This is a genomic window from Chitinophaga sp. ARDCPP14, from assembly GCF_051362515.1.
Lineage (GTDB): Bacteria > Bacteroidota > Bacteroidia > Chitinophagales > Chitinophagaceae > Chitinophaga.
The window spans coordinates 30,034-47,722 of sequence record NZ_JBKIXB010000003.1; the positions used below are offsets into that span (position 1 = coordinate 30,034).

General features: G+C 48.1%; 20 protein-coding genes. 13 read left to right on the plus strand and 7 right to left on the minus strand.

Annotation, left to right across the window (positions count from 1 at the left end; genetic code table 11):
• The first annotated feature begins 6 nt into the window (after positions 1 to 6).
• The 3 genes from ACLHR0_RS09115 to soxC are packed head-to-tail and all read left to right on the plus strand — an operon-like array spanning position 7 to position 3,487.
• Positions 7 to 1,668 carry a hypothetical protein gene (locus tag ACLHR0_RS09115; RefSeq protein WP_436486030.1) on the plus strand — a complete coding sequence of 554 codons (1,662 nt, stop codon included), beginning with the start codon at positions 7 to 9 and terminating at the stop codon, positions 1,666 to 1,668.
• A gap of 8 nt (positions 1,669 to 1,676) precedes the next feature.
• On the plus strand, positions 1,677 to 2,243 hold the full coding sequence (locus ACLHR0_RS09120) for a c-type cytochrome (RefSeq protein ID WP_436486032.1): 567 nt from the start codon (positions 1,677 to 1,679) through the stop codon (positions 2,241 to 2,243).
• Positions 2,244 to 2,248: 5 nt separating this feature from the next.
• Entirely contained in the window at positions 2,249 to 3,487 is a 1,239-nt protein-coding gene (gene soxC / locus ACLHR0_RS09125; RefSeq protein WP_436486034.1) for a sulfite dehydrogenase, read from the plus strand.
• 2 nt (positions 3,488 to 3,489) lie between these two features.
• Here the strand turns inward: soxC and ACLHR0_RS09130 are convergent, their stop codons facing one another.
• The 4 genes from ACLHR0_RS09130 to ACLHR0_RS09145 form a co-directional block, all read right to left on the minus strand.
• Positions 3,490 to 3,903, minus strand: coding sequence for a hypothetical protein (locus tag ACLHR0_RS09130; RefSeq protein ID WP_370913418.1), 414 nt, complete (start codon positions 3,901 to 3,903; stop codon positions 3,490 to 3,492).
• A gap of 9 nt (positions 3,904 to 3,912) precedes the next feature.
• On the minus strand, positions 3,913 to 4,275 hold the full coding sequence (locus ACLHR0_RS09135) for a DUF1304 domain-containing protein (protein ID WP_370913419.1): 363 nt from the start codon (positions 4,273 to 4,275) through the stop codon (positions 3,913 to 3,915).
• A gap of 28 nt (positions 4,276 to 4,303) precedes the next feature.
• Positions 4,304 to 4,687, minus strand: a complete 384-nt coding sequence (locus tag ACLHR0_RS09140) for a DUF2809 domain-containing protein (RefSeq protein ID WP_436486037.1) — start codon at positions 4,685 to 4,687, stop codon at positions 4,304 to 4,306.
• A 111-nt stretch (positions 4,688 to 4,798) separates the two neighbouring features.
• Positions 4,799 to 5,119, minus strand: coding sequence for a KGG domain-containing protein (locus tag ACLHR0_RS09145; protein WP_429047867.1), 321 nt, complete (start codon positions 5,117 to 5,119; stop codon positions 4,799 to 4,801).
• Between the two features lie 233 nt (positions 5,120 to 5,352).
• Between ACLHR0_RS09145 and ACLHR0_RS09150 the strand changes: the two genes are divergently transcribed.
• From ACLHR0_RS09150 to ACLHR0_RS09160, 3 genes are all read left to right on the plus strand, one after another.
• Positions 5,353 to 5,811, plus strand: a complete 459-nt coding sequence (locus ACLHR0_RS09150) for a DUF6496 domain-containing protein (protein WP_436486039.1) — start codon at positions 5,353 to 5,355, stop codon at positions 5,809 to 5,811.
• A 107-nt stretch (positions 5,812 to 5,918) separates the two neighbouring features.
• Positions 5,919 to 6,173: a hypothetical protein gene (locus tag ACLHR0_RS09155; RefSeq protein WP_370913423.1), complete on the plus strand. Its 255-nt coding sequence runs from the start codon at positions 5,919 to 5,921 to the stop codon at positions 6,171 to 6,173.
• A 58-nt stretch (positions 6,174 to 6,231) separates the two neighbouring features.
• On the plus strand, positions 6,232 to 7,116 hold the full coding sequence (locus ACLHR0_RS09160; protein WP_436486041.1) for a mechanosensitive ion channel family protein: 885 nt from the start codon (positions 6,232 to 6,234) through the stop codon (positions 7,114 to 7,116).
• On the opposite strand, the gene ACLHR0_RS09165 is transcribed toward ACLHR0_RS09160, so the two are convergent.
• Entirely contained in the window at positions 7,113 to 8,243 is a 1,131-nt protein-coding gene (locus tag ACLHR0_RS09165; protein ID WP_436486043.1) for a histidine decarboxylase, read from the minus strand. The genes ACLHR0_RS09160 and ACLHR0_RS09165 overlap by 4 nt on opposite strands.
• Before the next feature lie 166 nt (positions 8,244 to 8,409).
• Here ACLHR0_RS09165 and ACLHR0_RS09170 point away from each other — a divergent pair, with 166 nt between their 5' ends.
• Positions 8,410 to 8,874 (plus strand): Lrp/AsnC family transcriptional regulator, encoded by a 465-nt coding sequence (locus tag ACLHR0_RS09170; RefSeq protein ID WP_436486045.1) that lies wholly within the window; start codon positions 8,410 to 8,412, stop codon positions 8,872 to 8,874.
• Here the strand turns inward: ACLHR0_RS09170 and ACLHR0_RS09175 are convergent, their stop codons facing one another.
• Positions 8,875 to 10,842: a tetratricopeptide repeat-containing sensor histidine kinase gene (locus ACLHR0_RS09175; RefSeq protein WP_436486047.1), complete on the minus strand. Its 1,968-nt coding sequence runs from the start codon at positions 10,840 to 10,842 to the stop codon at positions 8,875 to 8,877.
• Positions 10,843 to 11,085: 243 nt separating this feature from the next.
• Between ACLHR0_RS09175 and ACLHR0_RS09180 the strand changes: the two genes are divergently transcribed.
• The 3 genes from ACLHR0_RS09180 (at position 11,086) to ACLHR0_RS09190 (ending at position 13,901) form a co-directional block, all read left to right on the plus strand.
• Positions 11,086 to 11,364, plus strand: coding sequence for a SelT/SelW/SelH family protein (locus ACLHR0_RS09180; RefSeq protein WP_429047877.1), 279 nt, complete (start codon positions 11,086 to 11,088; stop codon positions 11,362 to 11,364).
• A gap of 251 nt (positions 11,365 to 11,615) precedes the next feature.
• Entirely contained in the window at positions 11,616 to 12,803 is a 1,188-nt protein-coding gene (locus ACLHR0_RS09185; RefSeq protein WP_436486049.1) for a hypothetical protein, read from the plus strand.
• 81 nt (positions 12,804 to 12,884) lie between these two features.
• On the plus strand, positions 12,885 to 13,901 hold the full coding sequence (locus ACLHR0_RS09190; protein WP_436486051.1) for an outer membrane beta-barrel protein: 1,017 nt from the start codon (positions 12,885 to 12,887) through the stop codon (positions 13,899 to 13,901).
• 46 nt (positions 13,902 to 13,947) lie between these two features.
• Here ACLHR0_RS09190 and ACLHR0_RS09195 read toward each other — a convergent pair whose 3' ends face one another.
• The gene (locus ACLHR0_RS09195; protein ID WP_429047882.1) at positions 13,948 to 14,895 is read right to left on the minus strand and encodes an aldo/keto reductase; all 948 of its coding nucleotides are present in this window, start codon (positions 14,893 to 14,895) and stop codon (positions 13,948 to 13,950) included.
• Between the two features lie 80 nt (positions 14,896 to 14,975).
• Between ACLHR0_RS09195 and ACLHR0_RS09200 the strand changes: the two genes are divergently transcribed.
• From ACLHR0_RS09200 to ACLHR0_RS09210, 3 genes are all read left to right on the plus strand, one after another.
• On the plus strand, positions 14,976 to 15,794 hold the full coding sequence (locus ACLHR0_RS09200) for a DUF6630 family protein (RefSeq protein ID WP_429047883.1): 819 nt from the start codon (positions 14,976 to 14,978) through the stop codon (positions 15,792 to 15,794).
• 86 nt (positions 15,795 to 15,880) lie between these two features.
• The gene (locus ACLHR0_RS09205; RefSeq protein WP_436486054.1) at positions 15,881 to 16,237 is read left to right on the plus strand and encodes a hypothetical protein; all 357 of its coding nucleotides are present in this window, start codon (positions 15,881 to 15,883) and stop codon (positions 16,235 to 16,237) included.
• A 46-nt stretch (positions 16,238 to 16,283) separates the two neighbouring features.
• On the plus strand, positions 16,284 to 17,681 hold the full coding sequence (locus ACLHR0_RS09210; RefSeq protein ID WP_436486056.1) for a TolC family protein: 1,398 nt from the start codon (positions 16,284 to 16,286) through the stop codon (positions 17,679 to 17,681).
• Positions 17,682 to 17,689: the final 8 nt, after the last annotated feature.

Genomic DNA, 17,689 nt, shown 5'->3' on the forward strand with positions numbered 1-17,689 from the left:
ATTATCATGGCTCATAACACACAAACATTACCAGATGAACCCGTGATCAGGGATACGTCCCCGGTGGCGTTGCCGGCTGTCAGTGCACCTTTGTCGCAGCTGCCGGCCTGGAAAGAATACCAGCTGGTACTATTCCGCATCGCCTTTATTTTTTTCATTGCGTTATCGGTTCCCAATAGCGTGGAGTGGTACCAGCAACTGGTGCAGCTTGACTGGACGCAGTTGAACTACCGCGACTTGTATGATATTGCGCGCTTTGGCTCCGGGATTAATTTCCTTGGCAACGCCATCTTCGGCAGCTCCCTGCTGGGCTATGCCAACTGGATCACTACGGCGTTAATAGCTACAGCCGGCGGCCTCGTGTGGACCGGCATCGTAAAAGCCCGCAAGCTGCCGCGTAAAGAATATTATACCGCGTGGTACTGGCTGCGGGTGGTTGTAAGATACCGTGCGGGTATCGGTATCATCGGCTTTGGGTTTACCAAGCTGTTACCGGTACAAATGCCGTATCCATCTTTCGGTATTTTAAATACCAACTTCGGGGATCTTACTGCACAGAAAATTTACTGGTTGTCTATCGGTATTGTACCCTGGTACCAGGTGTTTGCGGGCGTGGTGGAAGTAACGGCAGGCGCACTTTTATTTTTCCGTAAAACTACTACGCTGGGTGCTGTTTTGTTGTTTGCCGCGTTGGGAGATATCGTGTATGTGAACTTTGCCTACGATGGCGGCGTGCATGTGTATAGTAGTTATTTCGTACTGCTGGCAGCGTTACTGTTAGTAAATGATGTACCTAAAATTTATCGTTTGCTGGTGCAGGAGCGTTTCACGGTACCGGTAAATTATTATCCTGTTTTTCCGGAGAGATGGCAACGCTATACCCGCATAGGGCTGAAATCTGCTACCATCTTCCTTTTCCTGGGTGTGCTTTTTTATCTGCAGCTGATCAATTTCTTGTATGATCCTTACAAACAACCATCTGTGGCGGGCGTAAAGGAGCTACGCGGCAACTACCAGGTAACGGAATTCCGGTTAAATGACCAGGTGATCCCGTATTCGCCGCTCGATACGGTTCGCTGGCAGGAAGCCACGTTTGAGAACTGGTCTACTTTTACTTACCGCGTTAATAAGCCGCACCCGCTGGATCTGTCCAATGGCGGCGGCGACCCGCAGCGCGATGTGAACCGCACCTTTGAAATAACCGGTCTCGCCGGCGGTCAGCGGGCTTTCCATTATTATGCAGATGAAGTAAATAAAGTACTTTACCTCGAAGATAAATATAAGCCCATTCCGGACAGGCGTAACCGCACCGCCGGTGTAGGCGGCGATGGTGGCGTGGTAGTGGATAAAGCGGCGGAAAAGGCTGCGCGTGAGGAAGCGGCCAAGGCTGCGAAGGACTGGATTCCGGCAGCAGCGCGTAAAAATATAGGTGATGAATCATTAAAGATAGCCCCCATTGCATTGTCCGCCCGGAGGGCAAAAGATTATGCCGCCGCACCTGCCTGGGAAAACCGGAAACGCTTTACGGTGAAATATTCCACCAGCGATGGTTCGCATGTGGTACTCACCGGCGTGGATGAAAATAAGAACAACATTTACGTGGTGCTGGATCGCATCAACAGGGAGTATACGTTGACACCCAGCACCTTGCAGGCAGGAAAATACTAAGAAGCGCTATGTTGATAAAACGAACCAACTGTTACCGGGTGGCTGTTGTAATGGTGTTGGGTATACTGGCTTGCCATACCAACACCCGGCCACCGGTACCGGGTTGGCCGGAACATTTTGGATTTGGGAAAACAGCCACCCGCCGGCAAATCGATTCGCTGAACATCTCCATTGCTCCAGATGGCAAAGGCCTGCCCGCCGGTAGTGGCAATGCAGCAACAGGCAGGGTTGTCTACCTGGCCAAATGCGCTTCCTGTCATGGTGAAACCGGCGCTGAGCCCACGGCCAACCGGCTGGTGGCTACGCTCAGCGATACGGTGCGCACAAAAACCATCGGCAATTACTGGCCTTATGCTACCACGGTATTTGATTATATCCGCCGCGCTATGCCCTTTAATGCACCGGGATCGCTCACGAATGAAGAAGTGTATAGCCTTACCGCCTTCCTGCTGTATCGCAACGATATCATCGACAGCACCCTGCAACTGGATGCAACAAACCTGTCTCATATTGTAATGCCGGCAAAAAAATATTATGTGAACGACGACCGTCGTGGTGGCAACGAAGTAAAATGAATATTATGTCAGGGGAAGACAACAAGATACCTAGAAGGACAATACTGAGAGCAGCGGCGGTTTCCGCTGCTGCGGCACTAATGGGCGCTTCCAGGGTGCAGCGTGGTACCGGCAGCATCAGCGCGGGAAAGGACACGGTTTACACGGATCCTACCAAAATCACGGGCACACTTCCGGGCAAACTCGGAACGCGCTCACCATTTGAGCAGCCGCTGAAAAAACCCTCCGATATTTCTTCCCGCACGCCGCTGCAGGATTTGTATGGCATTATCACTCCGTCGGACCTGCATTTTGAAAGAAGTCATGCCGGCGTGCCACTCATTCATCCTGATAAGTACGAATTGCTGATCCACGGTATGGTGGAGCGGCCTATGATCTTTACTTTACGCGATTTAAAGCGTTTCCCGGCCGCATCGCGCATCGCCTTTATCGAGTGCTCAGGGAACTTCAGATCGGGCAAGGAAACCATGACGCCGCAGGAAATTTGTGGCCTCACGAGTCAGAGTGAGTGGACCGGTGTAATGCTGTCCACCCTTTTCCGTGAAGTGGGCGTGCATCCAAAGGCTACCTGGTTCCTGGCAGAGGGGTCCGATGCTGCAGTAATGACCCGCAGCATCCCGGTGGAAAAGGGCTGGAAAGACGCCATGATCGCCTACGGGCAGAATGGAGAGGCCATTCGTCCGGAACAGGGCTATCCCGCGCGTTTATTCCTGCCGGGATGGGAGGGGAATACCAACGTAAAGTGGATCCGGCGTATTGAATTGTCGGACCAACCCTTTATGACGCGTGAAGAAACTTCCAAATACACGGAAACCATCCGGGATCATAAGATCCGGCAATTCAGCTTCGATATGGATGCCCGGTCTATCATTACCTATCCGTCGTTTCCGCAGCAGGTGGAAAAGGGCTGGATAGAAATAAGAGGCATTGCCTGGAGCGGCCGCGGAAAAATTGATAGCGTGGAAATCAGCACCGACGCAGGGAAGCATTGGTCAAAAGCAGTGTTGCAGGAACCGGTAATGGACAAAGCACACACCTATTTTCGCCATCTCTGGTACTGGGACGGGCAAGCCACAGAGATCATGAGTCTCGCTACAGACGACACAGGCTATCGCCAGCCTTCATTAAAGCAACTGATACAGGCGCGTGGAACAGACATGGGAGGATATCATGTGAACCCGGTTACCGCATGGGTAATAAAAAGAGATGGCACCGTGTTGTTTAAACCGGAAAAGTGGAAGTGAGTTTATTCGAATAAGGTCAGCTCATCGCGGGTAACTGCGTGAAAAAGATTTTGTAACTGGTGCACATGTACAATGGCACGGCCATATGGCACCAGTCCTTCTGCGGCATCTGTAAGTGGCTGAAACACTTCGTTTTCATGCCTGATATGCACACTATGCAGCCGGTTATATTTCAGGGAATATACATTTTCATCTTCGCCGTAGTCGGGATCTCCTTTGATAAATCCAAATCTCAGCAGCAGGTCCACATCCAGCACCATCGGGTTTACCTTTGCATAGGGCAGTTTACTGAGCGGCAGTCCTGAATTATACACAAAGCCTTGTAAGATGCCTTCTACTACAAAGGCTGTTTCTTCCATGTTATAATCAAAGTAAGATACATAGTTGCCTATCCGTATGTCTGATTCTTCTATCATATTTTTATCTTAATAAAATATAATCAGCAACAAGGTGATCAACGCCGGTAACGCCTGTACGAAAAAGATCTTTTTACTGGCGGTAAGCGCTCCATATATACCGGCAACAGCTACACAGCTTAAAAAGAAAGTGGCCACATGCAAGCTCCACACCGGGTCGGAGATAAAGAAGGTCCAGGCCAGGCCGGCTGCCAGGAAACCGTTGTACAGGCCCTGGTTGGCTGCCAGTGCTTTGGTAGGGACAAACAATTCCCGGGGCAGTTGCTTGAATATTTTAGGTCCCCTGCTGGTCCAGGCAAACATTTCAAACCAAAGGATATAAAGATGTTCCAGCATTACAAAAGCAACCAATATTTTGATGGCGACCAGCATAGTGTTGAGGTTTATAAATAAATATAGGTCAAATTATTCTTTCTGCAAGCCAGGCAATTGCCAGCGCCAGCAGGGTGCCTGCGGCATAACATACACAATCGCTCCACAGGAATCCATGTCCCAGCAGGATACCGGCAGGTGTGTTACGGAACTTTACTGCCCATTCTGCCTGGTACAGCTGCTGTATTTCTATCAGCAGGCAAACCACGTAGTTGCTGATGCCAATTTTCCACAGGGGAGTAACCGGGAACAGGAACCGGATGCCAAAAAAGATACAGGTGGCAGATAACACATCTCCTCCATATATGCGTATGATGTCAGGAAAATATTGAGGTGCCCACCTGGTGGCGAGTCCTAAAGGGATATTCAGTAAAATAAGGAAAAAGTAAATCCAGCGCCTTTTTGCTACCATAGGTTCAAAAAGCGGTAAATATAGCAAAGAAAACCGGAATATGAGGATGGGTCAGGAGAGAGAAAAAGGGACCTGCGGCCCCTTATACGATGCAATAACCCGGTGGTCGGGTTATTGCTGATTATCACTTTCAACGCTACTTTTCTTTTTTCCGCGGTTGGTTCCGCCTTTACGGCCAATAGCGGCCATGTGTTCACGATTTCTGCTAACGGCTTCACCGCCTTTTTTACCTGCAGCACGGGCTTCCTCAGAAGTGAATTTGTGGGCAACACCTTGCTGGTGTGCAGCTTTTCCTCCTTCTCTTGAAATGGCACGTTGCTGTTCAGGGTCCATAGAAGCGAATCCGCGTTTACTGTGTTTACTCTTCTGATCAGAGTTCTTTTCCGAAACATGGTTAACCGGTGTGGCAGTTTGATATCTGATGTCTTCCATAATCCTGAGGTTTTTTTTAGTGATAGTAGTTAAACATTTACGCTAACCCGGAACAAGATATGTGCCATCACGGGTTAGCCACGATGGTAGCGGATTTGAGGCACATGGGGATGTGAAATGGGGCAATACATTCCACAATCCATAGAATTTTCCACACACTTTTATTGTCTGTTCTACAGTTTTTAATCGGGAACTCTCTCATTTTCCGTGGCTTATATTTTGTTTTTGCAACCATGTCATTTCTTTTCTTAACCCATCTAAATTTTTTTGTTATGGCAAAATATTCAAAAGAATCCCAGCACAAAGTAGAGAAAAGTATGCACGAAATGCATGAAGGAAAACTGAAGAGCGGAAGAAGCAAAAAGAAAGTTACGAATCCTAAGCAAGCTATCGCAATAGGCTTATCCGAAGCCCGCGAAGAAGGAGCAAAGGTGCCTAAAAAAGCAGCGGCAAAAAAATCCACTACCAGGAAGTCCACTGCAAAAAAAGCAGCACCCAAAAAAGCGGCAGCGAAAAAATCTACCGCAAAAAAATCTACCGCAAAAAAAGCGGCGCCTAGAAAAGCAGCAGCGAAAAAATCTACCGGAAGAAAAACAGCTGCTAAAAAAACAACGGCCAGAAAATCTACCGCAAAAAAAGCAGCGCCTAAAAGAAAGTCAGCCGCGCGTAAAAAATCAGCAGCAACCGCATAAGTAAAGGGTTTTCAGGATCGTTTTATCCGTTTAATATATACAAAAAGACCGGTGACTGGATAGCACCGGTCTTTTTTTATGGTATATGGCTTGCAGGATTATGAAGTATGGAAAAACACAGCATTACTGTGATCATTAGAGGTAAACCCTACGGGTTGGTTATTACAATCGACAAGGGCGCTCTGGAAACAGCATTTCAAGTGATTCCTGATGTGAGCGAACATGTGCTCGATGAATTTGAACCCCACGGTACAGCCTTTATTGCTGATCACGAAGATACCCTTGAGGGAAGCATCCGCACGGTAGAAACCGAACAGATTGCCCGTATTATCTGGGAAGATATTCTGGATAAAATGAAATAAGGCTTTGTTGCTTCACTACTACGGTTGTACCTTCGCAGCAAAGCGAGTATGAATTGCTATGATGGTAACCGATAAAACCTATAAGAACGCTAATCGCAGGGAAAGGATCATATTCCTCGTAAAACTGCTGGTATATCTGGGCATTGTTTATTTTAACCTTGAACACCCTGCCGTATATGATAAATTTACATGGCTGTTTAAGCTTACCAATGCACTCTCTTTTTTCCTGGGAGCCAACCTCGTTATCTCCCTGGCCTGGCTGGTAATCCTCTCGTGGTATACCCGCCGACGCAACAGGCAGCGGCCTATCGAAAAAGACAATTTCATTCTCGGCATCAACCGCATTTCCTCCGTATTAAATACTATTTTTCTCCTGCTCGCCATCACCTTCTTTTTTGGCGTAAATCCCCTTAAATTTGTCACCAGCATCACTATCGTGGCAGCAGCCATTGCCCTGATCACGAAAGATTATATCGCCAATATGATCAATGGACTCATCATTATGTTCTCCGATCAGTTGTCGCTCGGCGACCACATACGCATTGGCGATATCAAAGGAAGGGTGATGGATATTACCCTCATCAACCTGGTATTGCAGAACGACGACGATGATATTGTTATTATTCCTAATTCGGTAGTGTTTACGTCGGTTGTACTGAACCAGTCCAAACAAAATATCCGTAAACTCACCATCGAGTTTGAACTGGATCATAAGCATCCGTTTACCATCCGCGGCCTGGAAGACCGCCTGAAGCAAGCCATCGACGCGTATTCCCGCAGCTATACCCCCGAAAGCTTTTCCCTGAAAACAATGGAGATCAAAAAAGACTTTGTACAGTTTAAAGTACAACTGCTGATGCCGCAAGCCAATAAGGAAGTTGAACGCCTCATCAGGCGGGCGCTCAACACAGAAATCATGGCCATCGCCGAAGGTGTGAACTAAACCAGTACCATCGCTTCCACAAAGCTTTCCACAAACTGATCTATCTGCGCCCTACTTACATTAGGCATACAGATGATATGCGAACAGCCGCTTTCTGAAGCCAGCTGCCACTTCCGGCGGATGCTTCCGGGAGGATCCGGAAACACCACCGTAATAGCATCGGGGTTGCGCCATGCCGGAATGCCGTTTTCGTTGAGGCGTTCCACTGCGTAAGCGGCTACTGTTAAACTGTGCCTGGCCCTTTCCCGCAAACCTTCCACACCCAGGCTTTTCAGTGCATACCACAGGAACAACGGACTATGGCCGTTTCTTGAACCGGTAATGGTGGTGTCCATACTGCCGATATACGCCACCGACCGGGCAATCCTGTCGCGGTTGGATTTTCTCGCAATCACCACCCCGCAGGGAATCGGGGCGCCAATAAATTTGTGGCCGCTGATGGCAATGCTGTCTGCCCCATCCGCAAAATCGAATGCAGGCCTCGGCTCCAGGAAAGCGCTGTAGCTGCCGGACAACGCCCCATCAGCATGAATATAATGATGGCGTATGGCCAGGTTCTTCAGGATATCTTTGATTCGCTTTACATCATCCCGCGCTTCCGTCATGGTAGTACCGATGTTCGCCAGCATAATCACCGGCAGATGCCTGTTCATACGGATGGTGTTTTCCAGGTCGTTATAATCTATTTCCCCGTTCGGCAATGTGCGGATAATAATCCCCGGCATATTGAGCAGGTGCAGGTTCTTCTGCACACTGTAATGGGTAGCCTCGGAATAATACACTATTCCTTTGGGATATAATTCCCGCGCGAGATACAGGCCGTATAAATTGCCCTCGGAACCCCCGTTGGTAACATACCCCCACCAGTCGTCTTCCGGCGCACGGAAAAGGCCGGCAAAGAAGGAAACCACGAATTTCTCCATCTCCCTGGATCCCACGGCGTAAGTGGCCGGCACAAAAGGATCACCCAGGTTATTTAACGGATATTGTAAAAAGGGCAGGAGTGGACTATAATCAAAATCTTTGGACACAGGATATCCCAGGAAATCCCTGGTACGCGTTTGTACCTGCGCTAACAGTTCATTCAGCGTTGCAGCATCTGCTGCGGCCAGCCGGTACTCTTTCATAATCGTATTTTACAGGTGTATGATGCTGTAAAAGTACATATTGGTAATCTGATTGAACTGGAATAAATATTGAATTAGAAAATATATACTACTTTTAAGTCTTTGTAAGATAAATAGCACTGCCGGGCAACCGCCGGACATCTTTTAAAAGAAAAATATAACTGCCATGGATACACTGGATAAAACAGACCGGAAAATACTGGACGCCCTCCAGGCAGATGCACGCCTGAACACCAAAGAAATTGCACACCGTATAGGGCTCTCCGTTACTCCCACCTACGAACGGCTGAAGAAAATAGAAAAAAGCGGGGTGATCAAAAGCTATGTAACCCTGCTGCATGGCGATAAAGCAGGCAAAACGCTCGCGGCATATTGTAATGTATCATTGCAGCTGCATTCACAGCCGCTGATAAAGAAATTTGAAACTGCTATTGCAAAAATGGAAGAGGTGATGGAGTGTTATCATGTAGCGGGCACGTACGATTACCTGCTGAAGGTAGTGGTAAACGATATGCGCAGCTATCAGTATTTTCTGACGAATAAACTGGCGGCGGTTGAAAACATCGGGCAGGTGCACAGCTCTTTTGTGATGACGGAAATCAAGCACACCACAGCTTTCCGGCTGGGATAGTTAGCGCCTCAGCACACTCACACCGCTGAGCGGATGATCCTGTACCACTACCGTATAGGCCAGCGGGTTAGTCTCCGGTTCTTCGGACAAAGGGATGGTAAACGAGAAACTGCTGCCGTTGCCGGGCATACTGTTAAACCAGATCTGTCCCTGGTTGCGTTCTACAAAGTCTTTGGAAAGATGCAGCCCCAGCCCGCAGCCTTTTTCGTTCTGCGTACCGCTGGTAGAGTAGTAGATGTTGGAGAAAATGCGGTGCTGGTTTTCCACAGGAATACCGGTACCATTGTCTTTTACCGTAATTTCCGCCTGTTCGCCGTCATGTGTGGCGGTAATCATTACTTCACCGCCGGAAGGGGTGAACTTAATGGCGTTATTGATCAGGTTACGCATTACCAGCCTGATCATATCTGGGTCGGCGTATACCATAATGCTCTTATTCAGTTCGTGCGACAGCTTCACTTCTTTCTGCCGGGCAAGGGTTTGCAACAGCTCAAATTCGCGGTTTAATAATAAGGTGACGTCAAAGTCGTCGGCTTTTACACCAATGCCTTTCATTTGGTTGCTGGCCCATTGCAGCATATTGTCCATCATATAGGCCGTATTTTTTACGTCCCTCCATAATTCGTCGGTATAAATGCGGAACTGTGCCGCATCAATTTTCTCATCTTTCAGCAAAAAGAGTAGTCCTTCCAGGATGGCCAGCGGGGAACGGAGGTCGTGCGAAATGACCGAAAATATTTTATCCTTTACCTGGTTAAGATTTTCCAGGGTGGCGTTTTGCTCCAGGATAATGCGGTTCTGCATGGATACTTCCCGGTTCTTGTTATTCAGTTCCAGATACAGTTCCTGTTGCCTTTTATAAAGCCGGTACACCATTACCGTAATCAGCAACAACGCCAGGAAAAGTGCCCCGGCCGACAGCACCAGCACCCGCTGTTGCTGAATGGTAGCGAGATGCATGTGTTGCTCTTTCTTCAATAAAATATTTTCGCGTTGCTTCTTTTCAGATTCATATTTTTCCTGTGAGCGGGATATCAGCCGGCCTTTTTCAGCATTGAAAAAGTCGATGTTACGGTTGCTGTATTCCTTGTAACTTGCAAAGGCAGCGGCATAATCATTCCGGGCAGAATCCAGCTCATAGCGGATCTTGTAATAAATCATCTCGTTTTTTACATTACCCAGGGTATCATTTAATAACTTTGCTTTTTCCAGGTTTTTGGCAGCGCCTTTCAGATCGCCCTGCATAGTTTGAATTTCAGCCAGGTTCAGGCTCGACTTCACCACACCGGGCAAATTGCCGGCCTCCTGGTAGTAGGTATTGGAGAGCTGGTGATAGCGCAGTGCATCGTTATACCGGTGCTGAAGCATCGCAACAATACCCATGTTCTCATAGGTATAGGCCAGGCCGCGCTGATCGTGCAGTTCCAGCTTTATTTTCTCGGCCTTCTCCAGGAACAGCATAGCCGAATCTGGTATTTTCAGGGAGATATAAGCAGAGCCGATATTATTCAGGGTCTTGGCGATCTCCGTTTTTTCGTTTCTTTTCAGCTTTATCGCCAGGGCCTTTTTCAGGTAAATGAGCGCGTCCCTGGGCGTATTCAGTTCTGTGAAAATATTCCCCACATCATTATTGAGTACCCCGAGTGTGTAAGAGTCGCCGAGGACTTCTGCCAGTTTCAGGGCGTTGAGGGTCAGCTGCATCTGCTGATCCAGGTGTCCTTTGGTATTTTCCACGAGGGCAAGGTTGCGCCAGGCCCATATTTTTCCTTTGGTATAATGAAGACTGTCGCTTAACCGGAGCGCTTCGGCGCCATACTTCGCTGCAGTAGGGGCATTTATAGTAAAATAAGTCCTGGCTACCTGGTTCAGCAGGTTTACACGGGCGGTATCGTTTTGTGAATGGGAGTGTAGTACTGCCAGCAGGCTGTCGTGGATAAGCTGTTGCGCTGTTACCGCAGGCGACAGCAAAATCAGACATAATGGGATTAAAACGCTCTTCTTCAAAGGACTGGCCGGCAGCATATTTAATATTGTTGGCAGTGACAGAGTGGAGCGATTCGGGGGCGGTCCACTTTAATATAGGTTAAAATTAAAGATAATGTGCCACGATTCAAAGTAAGTTGGGAAAAAAGTGAGGAATGGGAGCATGAATTTAGTGTTATGCCCGCCATAAATCAATTAGGTTGTATCTTTCCCGAAAGATTAATAGCAATGAAACCGCTCATTACCATAGAATACTGTCCGAAATGCGGCTGGTTACTCCGGGCCGCCTATATGGCCCAGGAACTGCTGACTACCTTCACAGACGAACTGGGAGGCGTTACCCTCCGCCCCAGCGAAACAGGGGGCTCCTATATTATCTGGCTTGGCGAAGAAAAGATCTTCGACCGCAAGGAAAGCGGGCATTTCCCTGAAATAAAATTCCTCAAGCAGCTGGTAAGGGACCATGTGAGTCCTGAAAAGAGCCTGGGGCACTCGGACCGACCGTAGCGCACGCCTTCGGCGTGGGAAATTGTCTTGGCTCAGGATTACGCTGATTATACTGATTTTAAGGATTTTGATTTTTTTGATTTTTTTTTGATTTCGTTTGTACTGATTAGGGGAAATATAATCTGTATAAAATCCAAAAAAATCCAAAAGTAAAAATCAAGCTAATCAATAAAATCAGCGTAATCCTGAGCCAAGACAATTTTCCCACGCCGAAGGCGTGCACTCCGCTAAAATCTTTACATTTGCAGCCTATGCGTAAAAACCTCCATATCACGGCTTTATCACTTTTATTAGCAATAGGCGCAAAGGCTCAGCAGGATAGCACTACCACAACCCCTTCTTCTTCACGGGAAGGGCTATACGATAGCGTATGGTTACGTAAACGGAGTTTCTTTCCGTTGCCGGTGCTCGGCTACTCCCAGGAAAAAGGGCTGGAAATCGGCGCCGCCATGTTGTATTCGTTTTATACGGATAATAAGAATCCAGACAGGGCTACCCGTAACTCCACGCTCAACCTGATCCCCGCGATCACCACGGAAAGCCAGTACAAGATAGACCTGAAAGCAAATATCTGGACCCGCAGCAATACCTGGCATTTCAAAAGCAATCTCCGGTATCATAACTACCCGCTTTACTTCTTCGGTATCGGCGATACCACCCATTACGATAACCGGTCGCTGGTAAACAACAGCCGCTATAAAGTACAGGTGGAAGGGGAACGCCGCATCAGCGGACACTTTTATGCAGGCGCCTCCATATTATACCAGCACGATACCTACAGCAGCGGCGATAGTAAAGGCATTTATACCACCATGCCGCTTACCGATAAAGAAGGTGGATATGTTACCTTTCTCGGACTCACAGGTATCTTCGATAACCGCGATAATGAAAATTTTGCCCGCCGCGGTTCATGGCTGAAACTCAACCTGGCATACGCACCTTCTTTTTTAAGCAAACACCCGCTTTTTAAAATCGAAGCACAAGGATCACATTTCCTGTCCATCTCCCGCAAAAGCACACTTGGCTTTAATGGCATCTTCAACAGTTTGCAGGGGAATGAACTGCCCTTTTACCTGCTGCCGGAAATGGGGAACGACCTCATCATGCGCGGCTATTACACCGGGAGATACCGCAACCAGAACTACCTGGCCGGACAAGCGGAATATCGCTATCTCGTTGATCCTAAAATGCGCATCCATATCTGGTTTGTGGATATCAAACCAAAATTTGCACTGGCAGCATTTGCCGGCACCGGTACCGTGTTCGCCAATCGTGATTTCCGTTTCGGCGGATTTAAACCAAGCTATGGCGCAGGGATCCGTTACTTCTACGACGAAAATGCAAGACTCACTATTCGTATAGACTACGCCGTTGGAGAGAAGCGCAGCGGTGAATCCAGGCAAAAAGGATTGTATCTGTCTCTGGCGGAAGCGTTCTAATGTGGTGCAATGGTGATGGTTATGTGGTAATAATTTGTTAACTTTCAATAGATTAAATACCATACTCCAAAACCATTGCATATGAAAAATCTATTCCTGCTAGGAGCAGTTGCCGTGCTTTTGATTGTTACCCACAGCACCCAGGCCCAGGACAATTCCAGCACCCAATCTTCTTCACATTCCAAATTTTATCTCAAAGTTACCGGTGGATATTTTTTCAGCGTATCGCCGGGGCAGTTTCCCAATGTTGGCCCGTATCCTCCGCAGGATCTGCACACAGAGTTTAACCCGGCTTCCGGTATGGATACGATTAGCCGGAAGGTGCTCACCGGTTCTTACGGAGAAGGTTTCAGGGGAGGACTTTCCGTTGGCTATAACATCAATAAATATTTTGCGGTAGAAGGAACCTTTAATTATTTCCACAGCAAGAAAAACCTGATGACCCGTCAGCGGACTACCCTGGCCGGTTCTGGCAGGGAACTGGGACATGTGGAGTCGCATGGACATGTGAACGCAATAGATTTTGCACCCAGCCTGGTGGTAAGTCCGGGCTTTGAAAAAGTAAACCCCTATGTGCGCTTTGGTGTAATCGTTCCGTTATGGGGCCGCCTCTATATTGAAACGGATGCTACCCAGGTGTCAAGCCCCGCCGGTATTCCTACAGGTACGCAGGTAGTTACCAATATCAGCAGGAAAGAAGAAATCAAACCTAATCCTACTGTCGGTTTCCAGGGAGCATTCGGTGTATCATTTACAGTGTCACCCCGCTTTGATGTTTTCGTGGAAACGGAATACAAGAATGTGCCGGTGCGCAGTAAAGAGAAAGAAATCACTGAGTACAATGAAACCAATACCCTCATCAATGGTACTACCGGCGCGGTGATACAATCCCTGCCAGGCCGTACTATTAACGATTTGTCGGTAGCGGAAAAGAATACAAAATACGTAACTACGCTGGATCAGGGCTCCAATACGCCGGTAAACCAGCAGGGCACCAAAGTGATTTATAAAGATGATAATAAGCCGGGCAACGACCTGAAATCCTATATCAATATCGGGGGACTGGGATTAAATGTAGGATTGAAATTTAATTTGTGATCATAAATAGCATAAAAAAGGGGAGGCCATTTAACCTCCCCTTTTTTTATGCACTTGCTTTGTCGAGTAACGCCACTGCTGCTGAATCCAGCTGCAGCTGCACGCCATTCATCAGTTCATGCAATTGTTCTTTACTGGTAGCACTGGCAATAGGCGCCGCCACTGCAGGGCGTGTAAGCAGCCATGCCAGCGCCACGCCGGCTGGCGTAGAGTGATACTGGGCCGCTACCTGGTCCAATGCCGCCAGGATATGAAGCCCCCTTTCATTAAGATAGCTCAACGCTTTCTGGCCACGGGCGGTGCTTTTGCCCGTGTCGGCGGCCGTCCGGTATTTGCCCGTCAGGAAACCACTGGCCAGCGAATAATAATTGATCACGCTGAGATGCTGTTCTTCACAGATCTTTGCATACTGCTGCTCATATTTTTTGCGGTCGTACAGGTTGTATTCCGGTTGGAATGTTTCGTACCGCGGCCAGCCGTTTTGCTTACTGGCTTCCAGGCTTTCCAGCAGGCGGGCGGCACTCATATTGGAAGTGCCGATAGCCCTTACCTTACCGGCTTTTATCAACGTATCATAAGCGGCCAGCGCTTCTTCCACAGGAGTGGCTTCGTTATCGAAATGCGTTTGGTAAAGGTCTATATAGTCTGTTTGCAGGCGCTTCAGGGACGCCTCTGCGGCTTTGAGGATATAGGCCCTGGTCACATTTTTGCCTTCACCCATATCACCGCCGGCTTTGGTGGCCACCACTACTTTGTCGCGGTTACCTCGGTCGCGCATCCACTTACCGATAATAGTTTCAGATTCACCTCCCGAATTGCCCGGTACCCAGCGCGAGTATACGTCCGCCGTATCTATAAGATTGAACCCATTTGCCGTAAATTCGTCCAGTAGTGAGAAAGAAGTGGATTCATTGGCCGACCAGCCGAATACATTGCCGCCAAAGGCCAGTGGGGCTACTAATAGCCCGGATTGTCCCAGTTTCCGTTTTTCCATAATAATTTTTTTATTGATACCTATCGCGGGTACATCCCGTACGTAATTTAATTACTTTTGTCTTTCACCGACTAATTTTTATGCCAGAACAGATGCCTGCTATTTCACGCGAAGATTTTAACTGGTTAACACAAACCTATGGAAAGGAGAGTGGCTACTCGCACATAGATACCAAAGAAAGTGTGGTGCATGAAATTTTTGTAGATAAGGTGCTTATCGGTACCGCCTTCCTGAACTGTGCTTCCTATGAACTTTCTTTTGATACGCCGGGACTGCACATCAGGAAAAACAGACTCGATAATTATAAGTTGCACGATAAAGCAGTGCTCATCCCCGATGAGATGAATGAGGAAGATGAAGAGGAGCTATTGCTCCGCTGGTCTGATCTCATGCACGAACTAAAGATGCTCGAAAACCTTCACGGTCTTTCAAATGCCCGCGAACCGCTGGCACAGCTGTACCTGGATATCTTTAATGAAGATGATGCGGAAGACCAGATCAGTCATTTGCCGGACATCGTGCTGCCAAATGCCACGGCCATATGGGAAGAATTATATGCTGCGCTATCCGCCACCGGCAACGTGGTGGAATTTGAGTGGCAGCAATTTGCAGAAAGCGGTATCATTGCGCTGAATGGGCTCAGGCCATTGCAACAGGCTGGTATTATGCTGAAAGCACCGGATGCAGATGATTTTGAAGCCATCATTGGCGCAGAAGATTTTGCCAAAGGCGTGCTGGATTTTGTAAATGACCAGCTGGATGAACATGAATTGAAAATAGTGGCAGCCGGTACCAGTCTGGATGAATATCAATCCTTCACCTGCCTTAATATGCAGGACTTTCGCCTCGCCAATGCCCTGTTGAAAATGGAAGAACTCTGCCTGATCTGTTTTTTTTAGGACATTAAAATCCGGTTAAAAAAATACGAGGCGCTGTCAAAGCAGGCACTTTTAAATACCTTAGTACATTCATTACAGTATACCACATGAAATTATTCCGGCATTTATTTTATGTATTGATTACGGTGATGTTCCTGCCACAGGTGCAGGGGCAGCCCTGGAAAATACAGGTAAAAGGCACGGATAATATTCACCTGACCACCGGCATCGCCTTTAAAGCGGCGGAGAAAGCACCGCGGTTCCGCACTACGGTTAACCGGTTCAAACGCCGCCCTGTTGGTATCAACGACAGCTACGGCCACGAAAAGGTTTGCCCCCTTTTATTGTCCGCCGTTACTACCCGGTTTATTTATGTAGACAAAACCCTCAAAGGATATTATTTCAATCCTTACCTCAGCGTACCCACACCGCTAAGAAGCTGGAGAGGTCCGCCTGCCGCCTGATAACCCGTTTATCTTTTATTTATTTCATTTTCTTTTTTAGCGATTTATGAACTTACATATGATCGCGAAGAAGTGGTGTTGGTGGTTGCTATGTATTTTCCCCTTCACTTCTTTGTTCGCACAATCTGCAGCGGATAGCTTTTCGCTGCAGCGGGCCATTGCGCTTACACTTGCACATTACCCCGCTATAAAGGCCAAACAGGCCCAGGTAAACGCCGGACAGGCAAACCTTACAGATATTAAGCACAATTGGTACCCGGCCATAAAACTGCACGAGCAGGTAGATGCCGGCACAGACAACAGCATATACGGATCTTATTTCACCATGGGAATGATTCCCTCCACTTCCGGGGGGATCCGCCCGGAAAATAACAGCGCCTTAATGAGCGGCAATATCGCAATGGCCGCTATGCAGTGGGAGATCTATAACTTTGGCGCCTACGGCAGTGAACAGAAAGAAGCGGCACAATCACTTAAAGTGCAGCAAACAGATCTGAATAATACGGCCAACCAGCTAACGGTATCCGTTATTCAAAATTACCTGGAACTGCTCCGGCTGTATGCCTTGCAGCAAATAGCATCGGACAATATCCGGCGTAATGCAGAAGTGCTGAAGGCAGTAACGGCTACCGTGCTGCATGGCCTCAAACCCGGAGTCGACAGCGCCATAGCCGCCGCAGAATTGTCGAAAGCAAGACTCACCCTGCTCGATATAAAAAACAACTATAACCAGGTGCGCATTCAGCTTAGTGTTTTCACCGGACTCGATACGGCGCTGATCCTGCCCGATACCATTAACAACAAACGCCTGCGGCTGTTGCTGGGCAGCGAAGCGCCGGACAGCCTGGCCGCCCATCCCATGCTGGCTTATTATCATGCGGTATACGAACAACAACGCGCCGCCGCTGAGGTAATCCGCAAAGCAAGGCTGCCCAAAGTAAACCTGATGGCAGCAGGCTGGATGCGCGGCTCCAGCGGATCATTCAATGATGTATATGATAAAAACCTGTGGAGTGGCCTCGGGTACGGCAGGTACAACTATTTATTCGGATTGGGCATCACATATAATCTTACAGACCTGAAACGCACACACGAAAAAGTTGCTGTGCAGCAATACCGCTCGGAAGCAGCCGCGCAACAACTGGCTACTACCCGCACTGCGCTCAGTGGGTTACTGCAACAGGCGCAGTCGGATATTCAAACTTCGCGCGAGAAACTACAGGAACTGCCTTTGCAACTGGCAGCCGCACGGGCTGCAGCCCGGCAAAAAATGGCGTTGTATAAAGGTGGTCTCACCAATATTATTGATGTCACCACTGCTTTATTTGTTTTGAACCGCGCGGAAACAGACCTGGTACAAACGCAGGATGCAGCCTGGAAAGCACTGTTCCGTGCTGCTTATGCCGGCAATACTATTTCACAACTTTTACCTGATCTGAATTAAACGCTATT